The sequence below is a fragment of the Bradyrhizobium sp. SZCCHNS3016 genome (genome assembly GCF_032484535.1).
In the GTDB taxonomy this organism is placed as follows: Bacteria; Pseudomonadota; Alphaproteobacteria; order Rhizobiales; family Xanthobacteraceae; genus Bradyrhizobium.
On sequence record NZ_JAUETE010000009.1, the window covers coordinates 25,506 to 50,140 of the forward strand.

Annotated in this window: 21 protein-coding genes; 8 read left to right on the forward strand and 13 right to left on the reverse strand. The window is 65.2% G+C overall.

Annotated features, from left to right (window positions below):
* Positions 1-66: 66 nt before the first annotated feature.
* From QW881_RS18015 to QW881_RS18045, 7 genes are all read right to left on the reverse strand, one after another.
* Entirely contained in the window at positions 67-906 is an 840-nt protein-coding gene (locus tag QW881_RS18015; protein WP_315758519.1) for an aldo/keto reductase, read from the reverse strand.
* A 212-nt stretch (positions 907-1,118) separates the two neighbouring features.
* On the reverse strand, positions 1,119-3,809 hold the full coding sequence (locus tag QW881_RS18020) for a molybdopterin-dependent oxidoreductase (protein WP_315758518.1): 2,691 nt from the start codon (positions 3,807-3,809) through the stop codon (positions 1,119-1,121).
* A gap of 19 nt (positions 3,810-3,828) precedes the next feature.
* Positions 3,829-5,043, reverse strand: a complete 1,215-nt coding sequence (locus QW881_RS18025) for an NAD(P)/FAD-dependent oxidoreductase (RefSeq protein WP_315758517.1) — start codon at positions 5,041-5,043, stop codon at positions 3,829-3,831.
* 5 nt (positions 5,044-5,048) lie between these two features.
* Positions 5,049-5,474, reverse strand: a complete 426-nt coding sequence (locus QW881_RS18030) for a globin family protein (RefSeq protein ID WP_315758516.1) — start codon at positions 5,472-5,474, stop codon at positions 5,049-5,051.
* A gap of 84 nt (positions 5,475-5,558) precedes the next feature.
* Positions 5,559-6,350, reverse strand: a complete 792-nt coding sequence (locus tag QW881_RS18035) for an ABC transporter ATP-binding protein (protein ID WP_315737171.1) — start codon at positions 6,348-6,350, stop codon at positions 5,559-5,561.
* Positions 6,351-6,362: 12 nt separating this feature from the next.
* Positions 6,363-7,271 carry a nitrate ABC transporter permease gene (ntrB, locus tag QW881_RS18040; protein WP_315758515.1) on the reverse strand — a complete coding sequence of 303 codons (909 nt, stop codon included), beginning with the start codon at positions 7,269-7,271 and terminating at the stop codon, positions 6,363-6,365.
* Between the two features lie 64 nt (positions 7,272-7,335).
* Positions 7,336-8,652 carry a CmpA/NrtA family ABC transporter substrate-binding protein gene (locus QW881_RS18045; RefSeq protein ID WP_315758514.1) on the reverse strand — a complete coding sequence of 439 codons (1,317 nt, stop codon included), beginning with the start codon at positions 8,650-8,652 and terminating at the stop codon, positions 7,336-7,338.
* Positions 8,653-8,799: 147 nt separating this feature from the next.
* On the opposite strand from QW881_RS18045, the gene QW881_RS18050 reads away from it, so the two are divergent.
* The 3 genes from QW881_RS18050 to QW881_RS18060 all read left to right on the forward strand — a co-directional run bounded on the left by QW881_RS18050 (position 8,800) and on the right by QW881_RS18060 (position 11,958).
* A complete protein-coding gene (locus QW881_RS18050; RefSeq protein ID WP_315758513.1) occupies positions 8,800-9,117 on the forward strand; it encodes a hypothetical protein in 318 nt (105 codons plus the stop codon).
* Positions 9,118-9,325: 208 nt separating this feature from the next.
* Entirely contained in the window at positions 9,326-10,159 is an 834-nt protein-coding gene (locus QW881_RS18055; protein WP_315758511.1) for a formate/nitrite transporter family protein, read from the forward strand.
* Positions 10,160-10,227: 68 nt separating this feature from the next.
* Entirely contained in the window at positions 10,228-11,958 is a 1,731-nt protein-coding gene (locus QW881_RS18060) for a bifunctional protein-serine/threonine kinase/phosphatase (RefSeq protein WP_315758510.1), read from the forward strand.
* Positions 11,959-11,981: 23 nt separating this feature from the next.
* Here QW881_RS18060 and QW881_RS18065 read toward each other — a convergent pair whose 3' ends face one another.
* On the reverse strand, positions 11,982-12,896 hold the full coding sequence (locus QW881_RS18065) for an intradiol ring-cleavage dioxygenase (RefSeq protein WP_315758509.1): 915 nt from the start codon (positions 12,894-12,896) through the stop codon (positions 11,982-11,984).
* A 149-nt stretch (positions 12,897-13,045) separates the two neighbouring features.
* On the opposite strand from QW881_RS18065, the gene QW881_RS18070 reads away from it, so the two are divergent.
* Together QW881_RS18070 and QW881_RS18075 are read left to right on the forward strand one after the other, a co-directional pair.
* On the forward strand, positions 13,046-14,320 hold the full coding sequence (locus tag QW881_RS18070; protein WP_315758508.1) for a serine hydrolase domain-containing protein: 1,275 nt from the start codon (positions 13,046-13,048) through the stop codon (positions 14,318-14,320).
* Positions 14,321-14,564: 244 nt separating this feature from the next.
* Positions 14,565-16,082: a sensor histidine kinase gene (locus QW881_RS18075; RefSeq protein ID WP_315758507.1), complete on the forward strand. Its 1,518-nt coding sequence runs from the start codon at positions 14,565-14,567 to the stop codon at positions 16,080-16,082.
* A 6-nt stretch (positions 16,083-16,088) separates the two neighbouring features.
* Here QW881_RS18075 and QW881_RS18080 read toward each other — a convergent pair whose 3' ends face one another.
* Positions 16,089-16,823, reverse strand: coding sequence for a cytochrome c biogenesis CcdA family protein (locus tag QW881_RS18080; protein ID WP_315758506.1), 735 nt, complete (start codon positions 16,821-16,823; stop codon positions 16,089-16,091).
* A 304-nt stretch (positions 16,824-17,127) separates the two neighbouring features.
* Complete coding sequence (locus QW881_RS18085) at positions 17,128-17,439, reverse strand: hypothetical protein (protein ID WP_315758505.1); 312 nt, start codon at positions 17,437-17,439, stop codon at positions 17,128-17,130.
* Between the two features lie 407 nt (positions 17,440-17,846).
* Between QW881_RS18085 and QW881_RS18090 the strand changes: the two genes are divergently transcribed.
* The 3 genes from QW881_RS18090 to QW881_RS18100 all read left to right on the forward strand — a co-directional run bounded on the left by QW881_RS18090 (position 17,847) and on the right by QW881_RS18100 (position 20,732).
* Positions 17,847-19,067 (forward strand): LysR family transcriptional regulator, encoded by a 1,221-nt coding sequence (locus QW881_RS18090; protein ID WP_315758503.1) that lies wholly within the window; start codon positions 17,847-17,849, stop codon positions 19,065-19,067.
* 7 nt (positions 19,068-19,074) lie between these two features.
* Positions 19,075-19,470, forward strand: coding sequence for a helix-turn-helix domain-containing protein (locus QW881_RS18095; protein WP_015668220.1), 396 nt, complete (start codon positions 19,075-19,077; stop codon positions 19,468-19,470).
* 440 nt (positions 19,471-19,910) lie between these two features.
* Positions 19,911-20,732, forward strand: a complete 822-nt coding sequence (locus tag QW881_RS18100) for an enoyl-CoA hydratase (protein ID WP_316159120.1) — start codon at positions 19,911-19,913, stop codon at positions 20,730-20,732.
* Between the two features lie 103 nt (positions 20,733-20,835).
* On the opposite strand, the gene QW881_RS18105 is transcribed toward QW881_RS18100, so the two are convergent.
* The 3 genes from QW881_RS18105 to QW881_RS18115 all read right to left on the reverse strand — a co-directional run bounded on the left by QW881_RS18105 (position 20,836) and on the right by QW881_RS18115 (position 24,510).
* On the reverse strand, positions 20,836-21,915 hold the full coding sequence (locus QW881_RS18105) for an isocitrate/isopropylmalate dehydrogenase family protein (RefSeq protein ID WP_315758501.1): 1,080 nt from the start codon (positions 21,913-21,915) through the stop codon (positions 20,836-20,838).
* A gap of 128 nt (positions 21,916-22,043) precedes the next feature.
* Entirely contained in the window at positions 22,044-23,111 is a 1,068-nt protein-coding gene (locus tag QW881_RS18110; RefSeq protein ID WP_315776388.1) for an alcohol dehydrogenase, read from the reverse strand.
* 229 nt (positions 23,112-23,340) lie between these two features.
* Positions 23,341-24,510 (reverse strand): CaiB/BaiF CoA transferase family protein, encoded by a 1,170-nt coding sequence (locus QW881_RS18115; protein ID WP_410052073.1) that lies wholly within the window; start codon positions 24,508-24,510, stop codon positions 23,341-23,343.
* Between the last annotated feature and the right edge of the window lie 125 nt (positions 24,511-24,635).

The window sequence follows — 24,635 nt, forward strand, 5'->3', positions numbered from 1 at the left end:
CGGGCAGCACTTATGCGTTGCCACGCGCCGGAGTAGCAAATATCCGTAATTTTCCGTGATGCTGCATTACAGCATGGGCAGCCCGCGCGGCTTCGGCCCGCGCGGAAAGGCGCGATCGATCGCGGCGATCTCGGCCGCGGTGAGCTCGATGTCGCCGGCCGCGGCATTCTGCTCGGCATGCTCGGGCCGCGACGCCTTGGGGATCGCGAACAGCGAAGACGCCCGTGTCAGGAAGGCGAGCGCGATCTGGCGCGGCGTTGCGCCATGCTGCTCTGCGATGCGCTGCAGCACCTCGCCACCGGCGCTGCGGCGGTCCGGAAAGTCGTCATGGCCGAACGGCGAATAGGCGACGACGGCGATGCCATGCTGGCCGCACCACGGGATCACCGCGTGCTCGATGGCGCGCTCCTGCAGATGGTAGAGCACCTGGTTGCAGGCGATTTGGCCTTCGCCGGCGACATCGAGCAACTCGTCGAGATCGTCGACGTCGAAATTGCTGACGCCCCAGGACGCGATCTTGCCGGCGGCCTTGAGCTCCTCGAACGCCGCCACCGTTTCCGCGAGCGGATAGGAGCCCGGCCAGTGCAAGAGATAGCAGTCGAGCCGGTCGGTCTTCAGCCGCTTCAGCGAGCGCTCGCAGGCGGTGATGGTGCCCTTGCGCGAGGCGTTGCTCGGCAGCACCTTCGAGACCAGGAACACGTCGTCACGCCGGCCGGCGATGGCCTCGGCGATGACCAGCTCGGCATCGCCATACATCTCCGCGGTATCGATGTGGCTCATGCCGAGATCGAGGCCGCGCCGCAACGTGGCGATAGCGCGGCTGCGATCGGCGTGGTCGAGATACCAGGTGCCCTGCCCGATGACGGAGACGCTGGCGCCGCCAGTTCCGAATGTCTTGTGCTTCATGCGGGCGAGCATAGAGAATGAGGCACGCGGCGTCGATTGGGTGCCCTCCCTGCTCAAGGCATCTGACGCGCCTCCACACCCACGTCATTCCGGGGCGACGCGTCAGCGTCGAACCCGGAATCCCGGGCTTGTCTTGCGCTGTTTCATTTCCACCATGTCGAGATTCCGGGTTCGAGGCCGTTGGCCTCGCCCCGGAATGACAGTGTTCTCGGCTAGCTCGCCGCCGCGATCGGCGGGGCGTCCGTGGCCGTCTGCGCGATCAGCCGCTTCATCTCGGGAATGCACGAGCCGCAATTGGTGCCAGCCTTGAGCTGCGCACCGATGGCGGCGGGCGTGCGCGCGCCGCCGGCGATGGCGTCGCAGATGGTGTCGCGGCCGACGCCGAAGCAGGCGCAGACGATCGAGCCGCCGCCGACGCCGTCGGGCGCGCGGCCGGATAGCAGCACGCGGCGCTGGTCGTCGTCGAGGCGATCGGCGGCGAACATCGTCTTCACGACGTTCCAGTCGCCGGCATCATGGCCGGGGCCTACGAAGAGACAGGTTTCGATGCGATCGCCGGCGAACGACGCGGCGCGATAGACGCCGCCGCCGACATCCATGTAGTCCGTGACGTCGTCGGTGGCGCGCGCCTTGAACCAGGCCGGCCAGCGCGACAGATCGCCGTTATCGGCGAACAGATAGCCCAAGCCGCCCTGCACCGTCGCGCGCGCCCACCAGAGGTTGGACGGCAGCGTGAGCTCGTTGCGCGACAGGATGAAGCCGCGGAATACGTACTCATAAGAACTGATCGCAGCCGGGGTCGCCTTGGCCTCGGGCTGACCGGAGAACGGATCGGTGTGGGAGGCGACCAGCGCGCCGACGCGACCATGCGACGAGTTGGTGGCGTTCCAATGGATCGGCGCGAACAGCATGCCGCGCTGCTGGCGCTCGCTGACCACGACCTTGAGGATGCACTGGCCGTGCTCGGTCGTCACCTTGGCGAAGCCGTCATGCATCAGGCCGTTTTTCAGCGCGTCGTCCGGATGCACCTCGACGAACGGCTCCGGCAGATGCGCTGATAGCCGCGGGCTCAAGCCGGTGCGCGTCATCGTGTGCCACTGGTCGCGGATGCGGCCGGTGTTCAGGCGCAGCGGGCGGGCGGCGGTGGTCTCGCCGCGCAACGCCGGCACCTCCGGCGCGACGAAGCGCGCTTTGCGATCGTTGGTGAAGAAGGCGCCTTCGGCGAAAAAGCGCGGCTCGGGCGGCTTGCCCGCGCGCGCCGGCCATTGCACCGGCGCCATCGTCTCGTATTCGTCGTCAGTGAGCGAGGCCAGCGCGCCGATGTCGAAGTCGCGCGTGCCGTCGTTCTCGAAGGCCGACAACGCCGCGTGCTCGCGGAACACGTCCGCCGCAGAGTTGTAATTGAAGGCGCCCGCGTGGCCGAGCCGTTTGCCGACCTCGCTCAGGATCCACCAGTCCGGCATGGCCTCGCCGGCCGGCGCAAGGAAGGCGCGCTGGCGCGAGATGCGGCGCTCGGAGTTGGTGACCGTGCCCGATTTCTCGCCCCAGGCCTGCGCCGGCAGCAGCACGTGGACGCCAGCATCGACGGTGTCGTTGGAGCGGACGTTCTCGGACACGACGAACAGCTCGAGCTTCTTGAGCGCGGCACGGACCAGATCCGCGTCCGGCAGCGACACCGCGGGGTTGGTGCCGATCACCCACAGCGCCTTGATCTCGCCGCGCGCGATCGCCTCGAACATCTGCACCGCCTTGAGACCCTCATGGGTGGCGATGTCCTTGGCCTTCCAGAAGCGGCGGACGCGGTCGATGTCCGGCGGCGTGAAGCCCATGTGGGCCGCGAGCTGGTTGGCGAGCCCGCCGACCTCGCGGCCGCCCATCGCATTGGGTTGGCCGGTCAGCGAGAACGGCCCCATGCCCGGCTTGCCAATGCGCGCGGTCGCAAGATGGCAGTTGAGGATGGCGTTGACCTTGTCGGTGCCCTGCGCCGACTGGTTGACGCCCTGCGAATAGAGGGTGACGACCTTGGGAGTATCGCGGAATAGCTTGAAGAAGGCGGCGACGTCGACCTCGGACAGGCCGGTGGCGAGCGCGGTCGCCGCGGCGCTGCCGGCGAGGCTCCGAGCGCGGGCCAGGGTCTCGTCGAAGCCGCTGGTGTGAGCGTTGATGTAGTCGTGGTCGAGCGCACCGCTGTCGGCGAGATGCACCAGCAGGCCGGAGAACAGCGCCGCATCCGCACCGGGTTTCAATCCCAGGAACAGATCGGCTTCGCTCGACGTGTCGGTGCGACGTGGATCGATGACCACGAACCTGGCGCCGCGCGTCTGCTTGTTGGCCAGCATGCGCTGATACAGCACCGGATGGCACCATGCGGCATTGCTGCCGACGAAGACCAGCAGATCGGCCTGATCGAGATCCTCATAGGTGCCGGGCACAGTGTCGGCGCCGAAGGCGCGGCGGTGGCCGGCGACCGACGAGGCCATGCACAGCCGCGAGTTGGTGTCGACATTGGCCGAGCCGAGAAAGCCCTTCATCAGCTTGTTGGCGACGTAGTAGTCCTCGGTCAGCATCTGGCCGGAGAGATAGAACGCCACCGCATCCTCGCCGTCGCGGGCGACGATGTGCTTCAGGCGGGTCGCGACGTGATCGAGCGCATCGCTCCACGCCACCCGCTGCATGCCGCCCTTGCAGCGGATCATCGGGTACAGCAGCCGGCTCTCGAGCCCGAGCGTCTCGCCGAGCGCCGAGCCCTTGGAGCAAAGCCGGCCGAGATTGGCGGGATGCATCGGATCGCCGGAGATGGCAGCGCCGCCGCGGCCGTCGGGCGTGGCGAGCACGCCACAACCGACACCACAGTAAGGACACGCAGTGCGCACCGTCAGCAGCTTCGGATCGACCGTCGTCATCGTCGTGCGTGGCCCCTTCTCACGCTGCCTGCGGCCGCGCGCCCGCGCGGCCGAACATCATCGCTGTTCGGATCGCGGCGACCGGCTCGCGGCTCCGGATCAACTCGCGATACCACAACGCGTCCTGAGTCTCACCGATCAGCACGGCGCCGGTGAGGCGCCCCTCGGTGATGACGAGCTTCTTGTAGATGCCGCGTTTGGCATCGTTGAGCACGATCACCTCGCTGCCCTCGGCGCCGATGAAGTCGCCGGCCGAGAACACCGACACGCCCGATACTTTCAGATTGGTCGAGACAACGCTGCCGCCATAGGCTGCCTGGCGGCCGGCCAGATGCCGCGCCAGCACCCGGGCCTGCTCGTAGGCAGGCTCGACCAGCCCATAACAGGTGCCGCGATGCTCGGCGCATTCGCCGAGCGCGAAGATGCCGGGGGCCGACGTCTGCATCGCGTCATCGACGACGATGCCGCGGTTGACGGCGAGCCCCGCCTCTTTCGCCAGCGCAACGTTCGGCCGGATTCCGGCCGCGAAGATCACGGCGTCGGTGGCGAGGCGCCGTCCATCGGCCAGCTCGACTCCTTCGACCCGCCCGTCCCCATGGATGGCCGCGGTGCTGGCATTGAGCAGAACCTCGATCCCCTTGCGCGCGACCAGCGACTTGAGCAACGCGGCGGCCGGCGCATCGAGCTGGCGCTCCATCAGCCGGTCCATCAGATGCAACAGCGTCACCTTGGCTCCGGCACGCGCCAGACCATAGGCCGCTTCCAGCCCGAGCAGTCCGCCGCCGACGACCACCACGCGCCCCTTCTTCGCCGCCAGCGCCAACAGCACGTCGGTGTCCCGGCTGTCGCGGAACGTGTGCACGCCCGGCAGATCGGCGCCCGGCACGGGAAGCCGCAGCGGCAGCGAGCCGGTGGCCAGAACCAGGCGCGAGAACGCCACGTTCTCGTCGTTCTCGATCTGCAGCTCGCGGCGGCCGACATCGATGCCGGTCGCGCGCGCGCCGTATTTCAGCGTCACGCCGCGCTCGCGCCACCAGGTGGCTGGCTTGAGCTCGATCTCGTGGGACGCAGCCTCGCCGGCCAGCACCGACGACAGCAGCACGCGGTTGTAGGCCAGACGCGGCTCCTCGCCGATGACGGCGATCGCGTAGCGGCCGAGCGCGGTCTGCGACAGCTCCTCGGCCAGCTTTGCAGCGGCCATGCCGTTGCCGACGATGACGAGCGGTTCACTCAACGATGCTACTCCGCAGCCTGCGCCTTGCCGTAGGCTTCCGCGATCATGAAGCCGGACAGCGTGCCATAGGCCGCGGTCCAGGCCTCGGCGACCTCGGGCGTCCAGGCCTCGCCCAGTCCCTTCTCCAGGGTCCACAGCAGCGCAGAGCCGACCACCGGATAGTGCTCGGGCTTGGCACCATAATCGACGTGGCGCATGGCCAGCGCGCTTGCTGCCGGCAGGATCGCAGGCAAGTTCGCCAATCCATTCACGACGACCGCCAGCGTCGCCATCAGCTTCTTGCGCTGCTCGGTGAGATCGTCTGGAAACATCGGCCGCACCTGCGGCGCGACCTCGAACAAGCGATCGTAGAAGATGCCCGCGGCCTGATCGGAGATCGGCGCGACCTTGGCAAAGCTATCCTGAACCAATTCGATCTGAGACGGCGTCATGGGAAATCCTTCGATGATGGAGACGAGAACCCGTTAGTCGCCCGAGGCGGAGGGCGGTTCGATCCGTCCTCCGCGTTCGAATCGTCACGCCGCCTCGACGTAGCGATGGCGCTCATAGAGGAATTCCAGCACGCGCTGGCGGCACTTCACGTAGGTGGCGTTGGTCGCGAGCTCGAGCCGCTTGCGCGGACGCGGCAGCGCGACCTCGAGCACCTCGCCGATCCGTGCGCTCGGACCGTTGGTCATCATCACGATACGGTCGGACAGCAACACGGCCTCGTCGACGTCGTGGGTGATCATCAGGATGGTGTTGCCGAGCTTCTGATGCAGCGCCATCACGGAGTCCTGCAGATGCGCCCGGGTCAGCGCGTCGAGCGCGCCGAACGGCTCGTCAAGCAGCAGGACCTTCGGCTCCATGGCCAACGCGCGGGCAATGCCGACGCGCTGCTTCATGCCGCCGGAGATCTCGTTCGGACGCTTGTCCTTGGCATGGGCCATCTGCACGAGATTCAGATTGTGCATGGTCCAGGCATCGCGCTCGGCCCGGGTCTTGGTCTTGGCGAACACCTTGTCGACGCCGAGCCGCACGTTCTCATAGACCGTGAGCCAGGGCAGCAGGCTGTGGTTCTGGAACACCACCGCGCGGTCAGGTCCCGGCGAATTGACCTCGCGCTCCTCCAGCAGCACGCCGCCGGTCGTGGCCGTGGTGAGCCCCGCCACGATGTTGAGCATCGTCGACTTGCCGCAGCCGGAATGGCCGATGATCGAGACGTACTCGCCCTTCTCGATCGAGAGATTGATGTCCTTCAGCACTTCGGTGGTAGCGGTGCCGCGGGTGAAGGTCTTGTCGACGTGGTCGAGCTTCAGATAGGCCATGATCTCTACCTCTCAATTCGTCGCAGTGCCGCGGGTCACGATCTTGCCGACCACCGCGATCATGCGGTCGAGCACGAAGCCGATGATGCCGACATAGAACAGCGCGAGAATGATCTCGCTGATATGCGAGGAGTTCCACGCGTCCCAGATGAAGAAGCCGATGCCGACGCCGCCGATCAGCATCTCGGCCGCGACGATCGCGAGCCACGACAGGCCGATGCCGATGCGCAGGCCGGTGAAGATGTAGGGCGCGGCCGCCGGGATCATGATCTTGGCGAAGAATTCCAGCGGATTGAGCTGCACCACCGCGGCGACGTTGCGGTAGTCCTGCGGAATGTTGCGGATGCCGACCGCGGTGTTGATGATGATCGGCCACACCGAGGTGATGAAGATGACGAAGATCGCCGACGGCTGGCCGTCGCGGAAGGCCGCCAGCGACAGCGGCAGCCAGGCGAGCGGCGGGATCGTGCGCAGCACCTGGAAGATCGGATCGAGGCCGCGCATGGCCCACACCGACTGGCCGATCAGCGTGCCGACACCGACGCCGACGACGACGGCAATCGCGTAGCCGAAGGCGACGCGCCGGAGGCTGGCTTCGAGATGCCAGAACAAGCCCTTGTCGATGCCGCCATGATCGAAGAACGGATCGAAGATCAGCTCCCGGGTGTCGCTGAAGACCCGGGAGGGCGGCGGCAGCGCCGAGCCGGCCCGGCGGCAGACCAGCTCCCAAATCAGCAGGAACAGCGCCAGCACGATCAGCGGCGGCACCACGCGCACCGCGGCCTCACGTGCCATCTTTACATAGCGCTCGGCCTTCGGCGGCTGCTTGGGCGTCATCGTTACGATGGACGCCGAGGTGGACGCCGCCGCGGTCGGCACGACCTTGGGAGCACTATCGTTGCTCAACGCTGGCATGGACATCGGAAATCTTTCTCCGTGCAATGAGAGAGGCCGCGCGCCTCGCGCGCGCGGCGGGAGGTCCTGATCAGGCGTCGACGCGCTTGATCGACAGCGACTTCAGGTAGGCGGCGGGATCTTCCGGATCGAACACCTTGCCGTCGAAGAAGGTCTCCTTGCCGCGCGACTTGGAGGTCGGAATCTCGGCGGCGGCGACGTTCATCTCCTTGGCGGCCTCGCGCCAGATGTCCTCGCGGTTGACCTTGGCGATCAGCGACTTGGCGTCGAAGCCGGCCTCATACTTGCCCCACCGGATGTCCTCGGTGATGAACCAGAGATCGTGGCTCTGGAATGGATAGGACGCGAAGTCGCGCCAATACTTCATGATGTGCGGCGAGTTCTCGACGACCTTGCCGGTACCGTAGTCGAACTTGCCGGCCGTGCGTCCGGCGACGTCCTCGACCGGGCAATTCATCCACTGCCGCTTGGCCATGATGGTCGCAAGCTCCTGCTTGTTCTCCATCTTGTCGGCCCACTGCTGCGCTTCCATAACCGCCATCGTCAACGCCTTCGCGGCCTTCGGATATTTGTCGACAAAGGCGGCGCGCATCGCGAAGGATTTTTCGGGATGCTTGTTCCAGATCTCGCCCGTCGTGACGGCGGTGTAACCGATGCCCTGGTTGACGAGCTGCGCATTCCAGGGCTCGCCGACGCAGAAGCAGTCCATGGTGCCGACCTTCATGTTGGCCACCATCTGCGGCGGCGGCACCACGATGGTCTCGATGTCCTTGTCGGGGTCGATGCCGCCGGCGGCGAGCCAGTAGCGGATCCAGAGATCGTGGGTGCCGCCCGGGAAGGTCATCGCGGCCTTCACGGACTTGCCGGAGGCCTTCTTCTTCTCCAGCGCGGCTTTGAACGGCGCGGTATCGAGACCGAGCTTCAGGTCGGCGTACTCCTTGCCGACCGAGATGCACTGCGCATCGAGATTGAGGCGCGCCAGGATGTACATCGGCGTCGGCTGGTTGTTCTGCGTCACCTTGCCCGAGGAGATGAGGTAGGGCATCGGGGTCAGGATGTGCGCGCCGTCGATGCCATTGCCCTCGGAGCCGAGCACGAGATTGTCGCGCGTCGTGCCCCATGAGGCCTGCTTCTGCACATCGACGTCAGGCATGCCGTATTTCGCAAACAGGCCCTTGTCCTTGGCGACGAACAACGGGCCGGCATCGCTGAGCGCGATGAAGCCGAGCTTGGCGCTGGTGACTTCCGGCCCCGCCCCCTGGGCGAAAGCTCCGCCCGGCAAGTTCAGCTTCGCGGCTGCAAGCAGCGCAGCCGTCCCTGCGCCGGCCTTGAGAAGCTGACGACGGCTGAGGCCGTTGCGGCGAGCAGGATTGGCAGTCTTCGTCATGAGTGCTGTCGTCCTTTGTCTGAAGAGCGCTCGATGGGTGAATGGCCGTCCGTTGCGGGTCGCTGCACCACGCACAAAGGCGTGTTCCGAGGAGGCCTCGGAAGGGGCAGCGTCACGATTCGGATGAGGGTTGCGCGGACGGCATCGATGGCGTCGGACACGCTCTTTCAAGCTTCGTGCCAACGCGCCGATTCGGATTTGTCAGGCAAATTCAACCCTTTAGCGTTGCACAACAATCCATCAGAGGCAGCGGGCCGCATCCAAAATTTGCGATTCGCACACTTTGTGTGCGGCGCACACAAAATAAGCATGGAGAGATTGTTCCGTGAGCATCAGGGCGCCAAAAGAGCCCTTTCAGGCAGCCGCAGCAGAGAAACTCCAGCGCAGTCGCTTGAAATCACTGACTTTCTCGGTGGCGTCAAATTTGGCACACGCATTGCTTCTGGTTCTGCAAGTCAACGATGACTGCGGTTCGCCGGACTGTCGACGCCTATGGCGCTGATCTCCGGGACGGATGCGCGCACGCGACCGAGGTCTCCTCGGCGCGGTCGTCGTGACGCCCTTCCCGCATTCGACATCCGATCCGCCTGCCCGTGGCGATGTCCCTCGAGAGCCAGAACCTCTCGCAAGGCAGCGCGCAATCTATTCCCGAGAGCAAGCAAAGGACGTTTGAATGTCGTACCTCGCGCCTTCAGAATTCGTGACCAAGATGGTGGACGCAGGCGAGTCCAAGATCTTCATGTCGACCCGGGACACCGTGATCCGCGCCTACATGGCTGGCGCGATCCTGGCGCTCGCAGCCTGGTTTGCCGTCACCATCAACGTGAACACCGGCCAGCCGATCATCGGCGCCCTGTTGTTTCCGGTCGGCTTCTGCATGCTCTATTTGTTGGGTTTCGATCTGCTGACGGGTGTGTTCGTGCTGTCGCCGCTGGCCGTGATCGACAAACGTCCGGGCGTGACCATCGCAGGCGTGCTGCGCAACTGGGGACTCGTCTTCATCGGCAATTTCGCCGGAGCACTGACCGTTGCCTTCATGATGGCATTCGTGACCACGTTCGGCTTCACGCAGGACCCGGACAAGGTCGGCGCTGTCATCGGCAATATCGGCGAAGGCCGGACCTTGGGCTACGCGGCGCATGGCGCGGCCGGAATGGCGACGCTGTTCATCCGCGGCATGCTGTGCAACTGGATGGTCTCCACCGGCGTGGTCGGCGCGATGATCTCGACGACGGTCCCGGGCAAGGTGCTGGCGATGTGGATGCCGATCCTGGTCTTCTTCTACATGGTGTTCGAGCATTCGGTGGTGAACATGTTCCTGTTCCCGTCGGGGCTGATGCTCCATGCGAAGTTCTCGATCATGGACTACCTGATCTGGAACGAGATCCCGACCGTGCTCGGCAATCTCGTCGGCGGCCTCTCGTTCACCGGCCTGACGCTCTATGCCACCCACATCAGGACGCAGCCGAAGCGAGATGCCAAGATCGCGGCTCGCGCCGCGGCCTGATTCCGTTTCCCTTGGAGAGCCCGGCCCCGGTAAGGTCGGGCTCCCTCGCCCTTCGCCCGACAGCCCAAATGCCATTGCGGATCACCATCGGAGCGCATTCCGACAAAGGGCAGAAGCCGGGCAACCAGGACTTCCACGGCGCACTGATTCCCGATGAGCCGGCGCTCAGCCTGAAGGGCATCGCAATCGCGATCGCGGACGGGATCAGCAGCAGCGAGGTCAGCCACATTGCGAGCGAGTCGGCGGTCAAGAGCTTCCTGACCGACTATTACTGTACGCCGGATGCCTGGTCGGTGAAGACCTCGGCGCGACGCGTGATCGCCGCGGCCAACTCCTGGCTCTACGCCCAGACCAGAGCCAGCCAATACGCCTATGACCGCGACAAAGGTTATGTCTGCACGCTCAGCGCGATCGTGATCAAGGCGGCCACCGCGCATCTCTTCCATATCGGCGATTGTCGCATCTATCGCCCCGCAGGCCATTCGCTCGAGCAGCTCACCGACGATCATCGCGTCATCATCTCATCGCAGCAGAGCTATCTGGGGCGTGCGCTCGGGGTCAATCCCGAGGTCGAAATCGACTATCAGGCCATTCGGATCGAGCGCGGCGACATCTTCGTGCTCGCGACCGACGGCGTTCACGAGCACGTGGGCAAGCGTTTTGTCGCCAACGTGTTGAAGGAGAATTCCCACGACCTCGACCAGGCGGCCCGCATCATCGTCGCTGAGGCACTGGCGCAGGGCAGTGCGGACAATCTCACGATCCAGATCGTGCGGATCGACGAACTCGGCGCCGGCGATGCCGCCGAGATTCCGGTCCAGGCCGAGCAGCTGCCGCCGGCGCCGCTGCTGGACGCGCGGATGATCTTCGAGGGCTACCGGATCGTGCGCGAGATCCATGCCAGCAGCCGCAGCCACATCTATCTGGCCATCGACGTCGAGACGGAGCTCGCCGTCGCCCTCAAGGTGCCTTCGATCGACCTCCGCGGCGACCCGGCCTATCTCAAACGGTTCCTGATGGAAGACTGGATCGCGCGGCGGATCGACAACCCGCACGTGCTGAAGGCCCTCCCATCGACGCGTCGCCGCGATCATCTCTACGTCGTCACCGAATTCGTCGAAGGCCAGACCCTGGCGCAATGGATGATCGACCATCCCAAAGCCGATCTCGATGCCATCAGAGACATCATCGAGCAGATCGCCAAGGGGCTGCAGGCGCTGCATCGCAAGGAAGTGCTGCACCAGGATCTGCGGCCTGCGAACATCATGATCGACCGGACCGGGACGGTGAAGATCATCGATTTCGGATCGGTGCGCGTCAGCGGCGTGGTCGAGGCCGATCCGGCTGCCGACCACGACAGCATCCTCGGCACCCAGCAGTATACGGCGCCGGAATATTTTCTCGGCGAGGGCGGCTCCGAATGGTCCGATCAGTTCTCACTCGGAGTCATCGCTTACCAGATGCTGACGGGGCGATTGCCCTACGGCGCGCAGATGGCGCGCGCAAGAACCCGGGCACAGTTTCGCAAGGTCCGCTATCTGCCGGCCTCCGGCGATGACCAAGCCGTCCCGCTCTGGATCGACGGCGCACTTCGACGCGCCGTCCATCCCATGGCCGCCAAACGTTACGAGAGCCTCTCCGAATTCGTCTTCGACCTTCGGCACCCCAATCCGGCCTATGTCGGCGACAGCCGGACGCCCCTGATCGAGCGCAATCCGTTGCTGTTCTGGAAAGCAACGACTGCGCTGCTCGCGATCGCAGTCGTCATCCTGCTCGCGGCTCGCCACGGCGGCTGGTAGGCGGGCCTGCCGGCCGCCACAGCTCAGGCGGGTTCAGGCGCGATCGCGCCGAGCGGCCTCGGCGCCGCGCCGGCTCCCGGCTTCATGCGGAAATCGTAGGTCATGAAGTGCCATGGCCCGACGGCCAGCTTGCCGTCCGGCATCACCGCGTCGCTGCGCCGCTCCACCTGGGCGACGAGGTCGTCCTTGACGCCAAAGACGACATCGCTGTCGAGATATTCGTCACCGCCGACGAAGACGTGGGTGATCAGCGGCTCGTAGCCCTTGGCGTCCACCAGGAAATGCACATGGGCCGGGCGCATCGGATGACGCTTCGTCTCGAGGATCATCCGTCCCACCGGACCGTCGGTCGGGATCGGATAGCTGCAGGGCAGGATGGTGCGGAAGAAAAAGCGGCCATCCGCATCGGTGATGAAGCGCGCCCGCGACGACGGACCATCGCTTTCATAGGACGGCCGCTGCGAATCGTAGAAGCCCTCGTCGTCGGCATGCCAGACATCGACCGCGGCGCCCGCCAGCGGGGCACCCGACAGATCGGTGACCCGTCCCTGGACGAACATCTTCTCGCCCTTGAGATCCGCCGAGATGTCGGTGCCGTGGGGCGTCACCTTGTGCTCGCCGACGTAGAACGGGCCGAGCACGGTCGTCTCCGTCGCCCCTGCCCGGTCGCGATGATTGATGGCGTCGACCAGCATCGACACGCCGAGCACGTCGGACAGCAGGATGAACTCCTGCCGGCTCGCGGTGCAGGTCTGTCCGGTGCGGGTGAGAAAGTCGATGGCGGCGGCCCACTCGTCGAAAGTGAGCTCCGTCCGGCGCACATAATCGTGCAGCGATTTCACCAATTCCTGCAGCAGGAATTTCGCGCGCGGATCGGGTGTCCCTTCGAAGCTCGCGACGACGGCCTCCGTGAGCTCGGCCTCGTTGAATTGTGTCATTGCCAATTCCTCCCGGCGCAAAGGGTACACGACGCATCCCTGGCCTGCCATTGGACGCGGCGCGTTTTTCGGCTATCACCCGGAACAAACGGCATGTGCGGCCGATCCTCGCGCAGGCCGCCAGAAACCGATCATAGCGGAGACGCCCGATGCTCGCCCCGACACCCGCCTCGCCCGAAACCGTCGGCATGTCGAAAGCCGCGCTCGATCGCATCGATGCCCATCTGCGGCAGCGCTATATCGAGGCCGGCCGCTTTCCCGGGACGCAGTTGATGGTCTATCGCCGCGGCAAGATCGTGCATGCGAGCTCGCTCGGCTATGCCGACGTCGAGCGCAAGGTCCCGGTCAGGGACGACACGATCTACCGCATCTATTCGATGACCAAGCCGATCACCTCGGTCGCCTTCATGATGCTGGTCGAGGAAGGCAAGGTCGCGCTCGACGAGCCGGTCGCGAAATACATTCCGGAGTGGAAGAATCTGGGCGTGTTCGTCGCCGGCACCGCGCCGGCCTTTGTCAGCCGGCCGCCGGCGCGGCCGATGCTGATCGTCGACCTCTTGCGCCACACCTCCGGCCTCACCTACGGCTTCCAGCAGCGCTCGAACGTCGATGCCGCGTATCGCGACGCCAAGATCGGCGCGGTCGAAAAGGCAGGAACGTTGCAGTCGATGATCGACGACCTGTCGCGCATTCCGCTGGAGTTCTCGCCGGGGGAAGCCTGGAACTACTCGGTCTCCACCGATGTGGTCGGCTATCTCGTCGGCAAGATCGCCGACAAGCCGTTCGAGCAAGTGCTGAAAGAGCGCATCTTCGATCCGCTCGGCATGAGCGACACCGACTTCCACGTCCCCGCCGCGAAGGCGCACCGGCTCGCGGCGTGCTACTCGGCCGATGCCGGCGGCGCCTTGTCGTTCCACGCCGCCGATCGCAAGGGCGGCCTGACCTTGCAGGACGATCCGGCAACCAGCTCTTTCTTGAGCCCGCCCGACTTCATCTCAGGCGGCGGCGGTCTGTGCTCGACCACGGCGGACTATCTGACGTTCTGCCGCGCGCTGATCAATGGCGGCGAGCTCGGCGGGGTCAGGCTGCTTGGCCCGAAGACGCTGAAGCTGATGACCTCGAACCATCTGCCGGGCGGCGTCGACCTGCCGGCGCTGTCGCGCTCGATGTTCGCGGAAGCGGCCTATAACGGCATCGGCTTCGGTCTCGGCTTCTCGGTGACGATGGATCCGGCCAAGACGCTCATTCCAGGTAGCGCCGGAGAATATGCCTGGGGCGGTGCGGCCTCCACCGCGTTCTGGATCGATCCGGCCGAGGAGCTGATCACGATCTTCATGACCCAGGTACTGCCGTCGAGCGCCTATCCGATCCGCCGCGAGCTGCGCACGATGGTGTATGCGGCCATCAGCGAGAGCAACGTCTAGGAGAGGCGCTGTGGCGGTAAAGCCGCTCAGGGAACCGGCGATCGCCGCGCGTTGCGCTTGGCGTGCACGCCGCCGCGCTCTCCTATGCTGACAGTCATGTGAACGGTTGCAACCGCCGAGCCCTTGCGGAGGCAGCCGCTCCAGCCTGATATGCGCTCGCTGCACAAATTCGCCTCCGCCCGACGCACCTCCGCCTGCGTCAGTCCCAACGGCGATCAGCAGCGCCAGCTCAAACGGGGCATCCGTGCCAAAACTCTCCCTGCCGATCCGGCTTGCTCTTCTGGTCGCAGGGACCACGCTGCCGCTCATCCTGTTCGCAGGCGGGATCGTCTTGCACAACTACATGCAGGACCGCAGCGACGCCCGTCAGCGCGTGCTGGAGACGGTGCGCAGCATCCGGCTGACGCTCGATGCGGAAATGCAGCGCATGACTGGCGGCGTCCAGGTGCTGGCGCTGACCGATGCCCTGACCACCGGCGATTTCGAACGCTTCCGCCCGATCGCGATGGGCTTCCTCGAGCAGTACGGCAAGAACGGCGCGATCGTGGTCGCCGACCGCAACGGACGCCAGCTGTTCTCGTCGGCGACGACGGATACGGCTCACCTGCCGCCGCGCAACAACCGCGAGATCACCCGCCGCGTGTTCGAGACCCGGCAGCCGCAATATTCCGACCTGTTCTACGGCGTCGTGAAGAAGAGCCTGATCGTCACCGTCGAGGTGCCCGTCTTTCGCGAGGGCGAGGTCGTCTACGACATCTCGTTCAGCCCGCCGATCGAGATGTTCCAGACCATCCTGGAAAAGCAGCGGCCGAGCCCGGACTGGACCTTGTCGCTGCTCGACCGCCAGGCGACCGTATTCGCACGCGTGCCAAATCCGGCGGACACGATAGGCAAGCAGGCCTCGCCATCGGTGTTTGATCGCATGCGCAGCGAGCAGGAGGCGACGCTGTCGAGCGTATCGCTCGAGGGCGTGCCGCTGCTGTCGAGCTTCACCCATTCCACCCTCACCGGATGGACCATCGGCGCCGGCATCGCCGAGGATTCGCTTGTGGCGCCGCTGTGGCGCAACCTCGCGGTCACCAGCCTGCTCGGCGGCATCATGCTGGCAATCGGTCTGGCCTTCGCGGTGCGGATGGCGACGACGATCGCGCGCGCCGAGATGCTGCACGACCTGCTGATCGAGGAGCTCAATCACCGGGTCAAGAACACGCTGGCGATCCTGCAGGCGATCGCGGTGCAGACCTTCCGCAGCGCCAGCCGCCATGAGCGTGAGAAGTTCGAGGGCCGGCTCGGCGCGCTCGCCGAGGCGCACAATCTGCTCAGCAAGGAGAAATGGCAGGGTTCTGAGCTGCAGGACGTGATCGAGCGCGTGCTCAAGCCCTACCGCCTCAACACGCCCGAGCGCATCAGGATCTCCGGCCCGAAGGTGGCGCTGTCGCCGCGGCTCGCCGTCGTGCTGTCGATGATCGTGCACGAGATCGCAACCAACGCCGCCAAATATGGTGCGCTCTCCAACGACACCGGCACGGTCGATCTGTCCTGGGAGCTGGCGAGCGCGGCCGACGCGGCGATGAAGCTGCCGGCACGGCTGCGGCTGGTGTGGCAGGAAACCGGCGGCCCGGTGGTCTCGGCGCCGATCCAGCGCGGCTTCGGCTCCCGCCTGATCGTGCGCAGCGCGCGCGATCAGCTCGGCGGCGAGGCCACGGTCGACTTCCTGCCGCCGGGCGTGGTCTACACCATCACCTGCAAGCTCGACGATTAAGCCGCGTCAGCCGAACCTCTGCAGCGCCGGGAACGTCTCGAGCAGCCAGATGCTGAAGGTCGAGACCGCGCCGGTGAGAAAGCCGATGCCGGTGGCGATCATCAGCACGCCCATCGCGCGCTCGATGTTCACGAGATGGCCACGCATGCGGATGAACAGCGCCGAGAACTGTTCGATCATGAACGCCGCGACCAGGAACGGAATGCCGAGGCCGGCGGAATAGACGGCAAGAAGCCCGGCCCCCTTGGCGACTGTCGTCTCCGCGGCTGCGATCGAGAGGATCGCCGCCAGGATCGGCCCGATGCACGGCGTCCAGCCGAAGGCGAAGGCGAGCCCCATGACGTAGGCGCCCCACAGGCCGACCGGCTTGGGGATCGGCAGCCGCCCTTCGCGCATCAGGAACGCGATCCGGGTCAGGCCGAGGAAGTGCAGGCCCATCACGATGATGACGATGCCGGCGAGAATGGACAACTGCTCCGACCAGGCCCGGATCAGGCCGCCGATCAGCGAAGCGCTCGCCCCCAACATCACGAACACAGTCGAGAAGCCCAGCACGAACAGTGCAGCCGAGATCATCACGGCGCGGCGCGACGCGGCCGGAGGCTCCTCGCTCTCGATGTGCTCGATCGTGGCGCCGGTGAGATAGACCAGATAAGGCGGAACCAGCGGTAGCACGCAGGGCGAAAGAAAACTGACCAGGCCAGCAATGAACGCGGCCGGAATCGATACGTTCTGGATCATGCGAGTCCCGCGATACGCCCCTCCAGGCGCAAGCCGGGGCACGACGCTTCTTGCCGCCGATGCCGGGAATACGCAACAGACGTGCCGAAGTTACGGCGGTCACCGATGATCACCGCCTGCGGGCTTTCGCAAGGACAGAGCCTGACGTCCCCGGATCGGGGGCCTCATTGGCGAAGTCCCCCGCCCCGATGGGAGTGTCCGCCTCGTTCCAACCGGCTCGTCTGCGAGCCGGTGCGCGCTCACTGTGGGATCACGACATATCACAAATGCGCTAAATGCACCCTTGTGCACACATCGAACTGTGCTATTTCACCACTCGAAGCAACGGTGGCCGGCGCTGACCCGGCTGCAGCTTCGCATCGCGCAGCTTGTCGGGATTGTCAGCTTGAACCATCTCATCGCAAAGCGATTTCAGATCGTCTTCGCTCAGGCGGTTCAGCTTCATACGCAGGTCGAGGATGGCAACCGAGACCAAATGTGCCGATTCGCGATTGCCCGTTGCCGCGAGCATGGCGCGGCACTGCTCCAGGGATGCAAGCACTGCAAGCATTTGTTCGTCTGAATTGGCCACAGGCGTCGTTTCCGTTCTAGCGTGCGACGAGATCGAGCCGAGCAACTCCCGACTCGCGGATGGCTTCCAAATACGTCATGTCGTTGCTCCCCTGCGCTTTGCCCATGCGGTTCAGTCCTGGCATGACGCAGGGTGAAGACACGCCACCGCTCCCCGGCATTCGATGAGTCAGCGCCACGATCCGTTCATCAAGATAGCATGACAACGGACCATCTTCGAATACCATTTCATTGCGGTCGAGGCAAAAACCGTCGATCTTAGATTCGACTCGCGCTAAGCGTGTCCTTGTCCTACATGATGTGTCAGACCGCGCGTCTGCTGGCGGTAAGACCATGCTGCAGAGAACTGAAGGTAGCAGACTCATCGACCCTCGATCGCTCAACCAAATCATGGCACGAACGTGTCTTGCCCGTAATTTATCGGAATCACTCTAGCAGGCGGAGAGAGCTTGTATGCGCGTTGCGGCGGAACGGGGCGTTCCTCAGAAGGAACGCCAGGACCTAGCCGAGACCCCTGCGACGCTGGCGCCAGGGGAGCACGGCGACTCGTCTGCTGCGGCAGGATCGAGCATCGAACTGAGCCGAGAGAGTGGCGGCGCCAGGGGCGCAGCCGCGAGCAAGCCGGCAAGAACTGTGACGGGCCGGGCCGCCCCGGCCAAGTCAGCCATGAGCAAATCGGCGCTGGCAAGTCTCACCGACTGGGATGCAGCGCGGATCTTCCTCGAGGTTGTCAGGGCCGGCAGCTTCCGCTCCGCGGCCGAGCGGTTGACGCTCTCGATCAATGCCGTGCGGCGGCGCATCGATGATTTCGAGCGGCAGATCGGCGCGACGCTGTTCACGCGCGATGTCCACGGCGCTCGGCTGACCGACGAAGGCGCGCTGGTGGTCTCCGCCGTCGAACACATGGAGGCCGCGTCATTCGAGCTGCTGCGCGCGGGCGATGGTCTCGCCGGCGCTGCGTCGGGCGAGGTCCGGGTCGCGGTGACCGAGGGGCTCGGCACGTTCTGGCTGGCGCCCCGGCTGGTCGAATTTCAGCAGAGCTTCCCCAACGTCATGGTCGACCTCTATTGCGCGATGCGCTCGGCCGACGTGTCGCGTCACGAGGCCGATGTCGCCATCCACCTCACCCGGCCGGCGGCGCTCGACGTCAAGCTGGTCCGGCTCGGCCGCATGCACCTGATGTGCTTTGCGAGCGAGAAATATCTGGAGATATTTGGCATCCCAAAGACGATTGACGATCTCGTCAAACATCGCTTGGTTCTGCAGGTGGCGGACGAGGCCGCCGCCAACGCCGCCTTCGCCACCATCTTTCCCGGTTTTGAGCAGCGGGACCTGATCGCGATGACCACCAACGTCTCGAGCGCCAATTACTGGGCGGTGGCGCACGGCGCCGGTATCGGAGTATTCCCAACCTACGCGAGTGCCCTGGGCGGGAAGATCATACCGCTTGAGGTTGATCTCAAGTGGTCCTACGACATCTGGCTGTCTTACCATGCCACCACTGGACGCATCCCTAGGGTGCGTCACATGATCGACTGGCTGGTGGAGGCCTTTAACCCTGGCAAATACCCGTGGTTTAAAGACGAATTCATCCATCCACAGCAACTTAAAACAGTATATATGGGTGAACCCCTGACCCATCTTTTCGGGGGCTTTCCGATGGAAGGACGGTAAAATCAGTATGAACAAATCAGCGGCAAAGAAAATGAAGCAGCGCAGTGCGGGCAAGCCCGACATCGAGCTCGGCAAGCGGATTCGCCTGCGGCGTGTAGAGCAGAAGATCTCGCAGGCTGAGCTCGGCGAGAAGCTCGGCGTGAGCTTCCAGCAGGTCCAGAAGTACGAGAAGGGCGTCAACCGGGTCGGCGCTGCGCGTCTGCAGCAGATCGCCACCGCGCTCGACGTGCCCGTGACGTTCTTCTACGACGGCGACAGCAAGGCCCGTGAGGTCGAGAGCCTCCTGTTCCTGGACAGCGCCTTCAGCCTGCGGTTGCTGCGCGCCTACAGCAAGATCAAGGACCAGACGGTACAACGTCAGCTGGTATCCTTGATGGAATCGATCGCAGCGAACGAAGAATAGGCAAGGCTGTCTGATCCGTCAGACAGGTCTGCCCGTGATGGTTATGGGCCATCTTCGCTCGAGGGCGCAACTTGGGGGCGCCAGGCGGTCTGCCAGCTCGGGCGAGTTCACTGCCTCGGCTCAAGGCCGAGCGATCGGCGTGGCCGACACACCGGCCCTTCTCGTCCGCCCAGCGATCGCTGCGCGGTCTGAGGCTTCGTCGCCTTTATATTCTCGTGCTCCCTGCCGTCATAGGAAGTGGCGGCATGCCGGCGTTTCGGTCCCGTCCGGCCGACGCTGATCGTGAAGGGCTCGCGTTCTCTCCTGGACGATCCGTGCACAGGTCGAGAGCATCGGCCCGGACGTCCCTTGCCTGCCCATCATGTCCTGAACTCACATTGACGCCGTCACCGGCGCGGTGAACGATGCCGGCCGCCTGCCCTCCTGCCGACGGACCCTTCATGCCGACCATCTCCGAGTCCCCCACCACCTTCGCCGGGGACAAGATCCTCATGACCAGAGCGGGCGATGGCGTCGGCATCATCACCTTCAACAACCCGGACAAGCGCAATGCGATGTCGCTGGAGATGTGGGAGGGGCTCGGCCAGGCGCTGGTGGCGCTGCGCGACGACGAGCCGATCCGGGTCGTGGTGCTGACCGGCGCCGGCGACAAGGCCTTCGTGTCCGGCGCCGACATCAGCCAGTTCGAGCAGAGCCGCCACAACGCCGCAGCCTCCGAGGCCTATGCCGAGCGAAGCGCCGCCCAGCGGGCGCTGCTCGCCGGCTACCCGAAGCCGACGATCGCCTGCATCCGCGGCTTCTGCCTCGGCGGCGGCCTGCAGATCGCGATGCTGACCGACATGCGCTTCGCCGCCGCGGACAGCCAGTTCGGCATCCCCGCCGCCAGGCTCGGCATCGCCTACGGTTACGACGGTCTCCGCAATCTGGTGTCCCTGGTCGGCCCGTCGCAGGCGCGGCTGCTGCTCTATACGGGCCAGAGGATCGATGCCGCGGAGGCGCTGCGGATCGGCCTCGTCGATCGGATGATGAGCATCGACGAGCTGCTGCCGGCCACGCTGGAGATCGCCCGCACCATTGCCGGCAATGCGCCGCTGGCGATTAAGGCCGCCAAGATCACCATCGCCGAAGTGCTGAAGGACGAAAGCCGCCGCGACACAGCCGCGATCAAGCGGATTGGCGATGCCTGCATGGATTCGGAGGATTTCCGCGAGGGCCGCCGCGCCTTCATGGAGAAGCGCAAGCCGGCCTTCAAGGGACGCTAATTAAATCATGATGCGTTTCCAAGAAAACGCATCATGATCCTATCTCTCATTGTTTGAGCATGATCGTTTCGGAAAACCGGTTCCCACTTTTTCGGATCATGCTCTAAAGCGCCTCCAGCACCGCCTTCGTGACGTCGATCGTGCCGGCATTGCCACCGAACTCGAACGGCTTGAGGCCGGATGCATAGACCTGGTCGACGGCCTGCTCGATCCGCTGGGCCGCCTCGGCTGCGCCCTCGATGCCATGGGTGTCCGCCAGCCAGTCCAGCATCATCGCGGCCGACAGGATCATCGCGGTCGGGTTGGCCTTGCCCTGCCCCATGATGTCGGGCGCGGTGCCGTGGCAGGGCTGGAACACCGCATGGCGGTCGCCGATGTCGGCCGAGGGCGCCATGCCCATGCCGCCGACGAGGCCGGCGGCGAGATCGGAGAGGATGTCGCCGAACATGTTCTCGGTAACCAGGACGTCGAAATCCCAGGGGCGCTTCACCAGCATCAGCGCGCACGCATCGACGTAGAGATGATCTGCCTTCACATCCGGATGAAGCTGAGCGACCTCGTCGAAAATCTTGCGGAAGTAGGCGAAGGCCTTGAAGACGTTAGCCTTGTCGACGCAGGCTAATGTCCCCGAGCGGCCGCGATCCTTGCGGCGGGCGGCGAGCTTGAAGGAGAAGTTGAAGAGCCGCTCGGACGTCCTGCGGGTGATGACGAGCGTCTCGCGCGCCTCCTCATGTGTCACCACACCTTTGCCCATCGAGGCGAACAGGCCCTCGGTCGACTCGCGGATGACGACGAAGTCGATGCCGTGCTCGGCGGCGCCGACGATCGGGCTCGGCACGCCCGGAATCAGCCGCGCCGGCCGCACGCCGGCATAGAGATCGAAATGGAAGCGCAGCTCGATCTGCGGCGCGATCTCGGTGTTGTCGGGATAGCGCACCGACGGCAGGCCGCAGGCGCCAAGCAGGATCGCGTCGGCCTGCTCGCACAGCCGGACCGTGGATTCGGCGATCGAGACGCCGGTCGCAAGATAATTGGTGGCGCCGGCCTGGGCCTCGGTGAAACGGAACGACAGGCCGGCCCTGGCCTCGACCTTGCGCAGCACCTCGAGCGCTGGCGCCATGACCTCCGGCCCGATGCCGTCGCCGGGAAGGACTGCGATGTGGAGTGCGTTGGTGGAGGGCATGTCTTCTTCGCAATACGAGTGAGTTAGCTCGGTCATTGCGAGCGAAGCGACGCAATCCAGGGCTCAGGTTGAGACTCTGAATTGCTTCGTCGCTTCGCTCCTCGCAATGACGATGGAGTGGGTGTGTCCTATGGTGTCAGCACGGCGCGGCCGACGAGTTGGCCCTTCTGTAGCTCGCGCAGGGCATCGTTGGCCTTGGCAAGCGGCATCGGCGTCACCGGGATCGGCGCGATGTTCTTGGCGCGGACCAGGTCGAGCAGCTCCTTCGTCTCGCGGAGATTGCCGACATAGCTGCCCTGGATGGTGACCGCCTTGATCGGAATGAGCGGCAGCGCCCACGGCGCACCGCCGCCGAACAGGCCGACGATGACCAGCTTGCCGCCCTTTGTCAGGCAGTCGAAGCCGAGCTGCGCGGTGGCGGCATTACCGACCAGGTCGATGACGGCACGGATCGGCTCGCCTGCGGCCTTGTTCAATTGCTCGAGCGCATCCGGAGCCTTGCCGTCGACCGCCGCCAGCGCGCCGGCCGCCAACGCGGCCTCGCGCTTGCGCGCGTCGATATCGACCACGATCGCGCCCTTGCCGCCCATGGCCTTCAACAGCGACAGCGCCATCAGCCCGAGCCCGCCAGCGCCGAAGATCACGATCGGCGTGTCGAAATCCTTCTCGACCTTCTTGAGCGCGCTGTAGGTCGTCACGCCCGAGCAGGCGTAAGGCGCGGTCGTCACCGGATCGAGCCCCTTGAGATCGATCAGGTGGCGCGGATGCGGCACGGTCATGTGGTCGGCATAGCCGCCGTCGCAATAGACGCCGAGCGAGGCCGGCTTCAGGCACATGTTCTCGTCGCCGGCCAGGCACGTGGCGCATTTGCCGCAGCCGATCCAGGGATAGACCAGCACGACGTCGCCGACCTTCAGCCCGCCCTTCTCGGCTTCGGTGACCTCGGGCCCGAACGCCACGATCTCACCGGCGCTCTCATGGCCCATGGTCCGCGGCAGCGACACGCCGCGATCCTTGAGGGACAGCGGCTTGCGGCCGTGGCCGAGATCATAGCCGCCTTCCCAGATGTGCAGATCGCTATGACAGACGCCGGCCGCCTTCACCTTGATCAGCACCTGTTTGCCGAAGGGCTGCGGTGTCGGCTCGTCGACCTCGGTCAGCGGCGCATTGAAATCGGTGACCTTGAAGCTCTTCATGCTTTCACTCCCGTAGTCCGATGCGGGCGGGACCGGACGGCGCATCGACGGGACGAGCGGCGAGGCTGCGCGCGGCAACGTCGCCTTGGACCTCCTCCCGGCATGAGCGCGTCCGGCTGGTCCGGACTGTTCTTGCGATATCGCGACATTGGCTGGAAACACGTGGAGCGGCAAGGCTGCGCGCAGCATGTGCGGTCATGGCAGCCCTGCAGCGGTTTGGCTCACGAGCTCAAGGTTTTGCAGCGTCGCTTACGCCAGCCCCCCGCAGGATTTCCACGGTGTGCTCTCCGAGGCTTGCAGCCCGCGGGCCCGCCGCAACCTTTGCCTCCGACATCCGGAACGGCAGGTTGACGACCTTGAAGGTCCCGGCGGCATCCTCCACGTCGACCAGCGCGCCGCGATGCGCGATCTGCGGATCGGCCAGCGCATCGGCCACGCTGCGGTAGGCCGAGCTGGGCACGCCGCCCGCGTTCAATGCGTCCAGGCATTGGGCGACGTTGAGCCGGCGCGACCAGGCCTCGACGCCATCCATCAGCGCGCCCCAGTTTGCCCGCCGGTCGGAATATTTTCCGAATCTGGGATCATCGACCCAGTCCGGCTGGCCGATCACCGTCATCAGGTTCTGGAACGTCTTCTCGCTGGCGATGGCGATCATCACGAAGCCGTCGCGACACTCCGCCGGGCCGAAGGTCGGCCGCGACGGCTGCGCGACGGGAAATTGCGACCATTGGATCTCGTTCAAGGTCAGGCTCAGCATCGATTCCAGCATCGAGCAGTCGATGTGTTGGCCGCGGCCGGTGCGCTCGCGCTGATACAGGGCGGAGGCGATGGCGCCGAAGGCATAGGTCCCCGTCACCACGTCGGCGTGATAGATGCCGCAATAGTCAGGCCGGCTGCGCCCGGGCTGGTAGGCGAGATGCGCCATGTCATAGCCCGAGGCCGCGTGGATCACCGGCGCGTAGGCCGGGAGCTCCGCCGAGGGGCCGGTCTGGCCGTAGCCGGAGATCGAGCAGTAGATCAGCCGCGGGTTCAATTTGCGCAAGGTCGCATCGTCGAGCCCGAGCCGCTGCATCACGCCGGGGCGGAAATTCTCGACCAGGATGTCGGCACCTGTGACGAGCCGACGCACCGCGTCGCCGCCGTCGCGCGATTTCAAATCGAGCACGACACTCTTCTTGCCGACGTTGAGCTGGCCGAAGGCGGTGGAGCAGCCGCCGCGCATCGGAGGCCGGATGCGCATCGTTTCACCTTCAGCTGACTCGATCTTGATCACCTCCGCACCCATGTCTGCAAGCATGCGTGCACAATGCGGGCCGGCGATCGTGGTCGAAAAATCCAGGACGCGCAGCCCCGCGAAGCATCCTGTCAAACGGCTCTCATCGTTTCCAACTAGACTCACGAGCGCAGCTCCCTGGTGGAGTTCTCTTTTCCGCACGCCGAAGCCGGCATGATCCACTTCCTCTTCGCCGATTCACGAAGCGTAAGCCATCGGGCGCGGTGCGCGGGGAGTCTAGTTCGAACCAT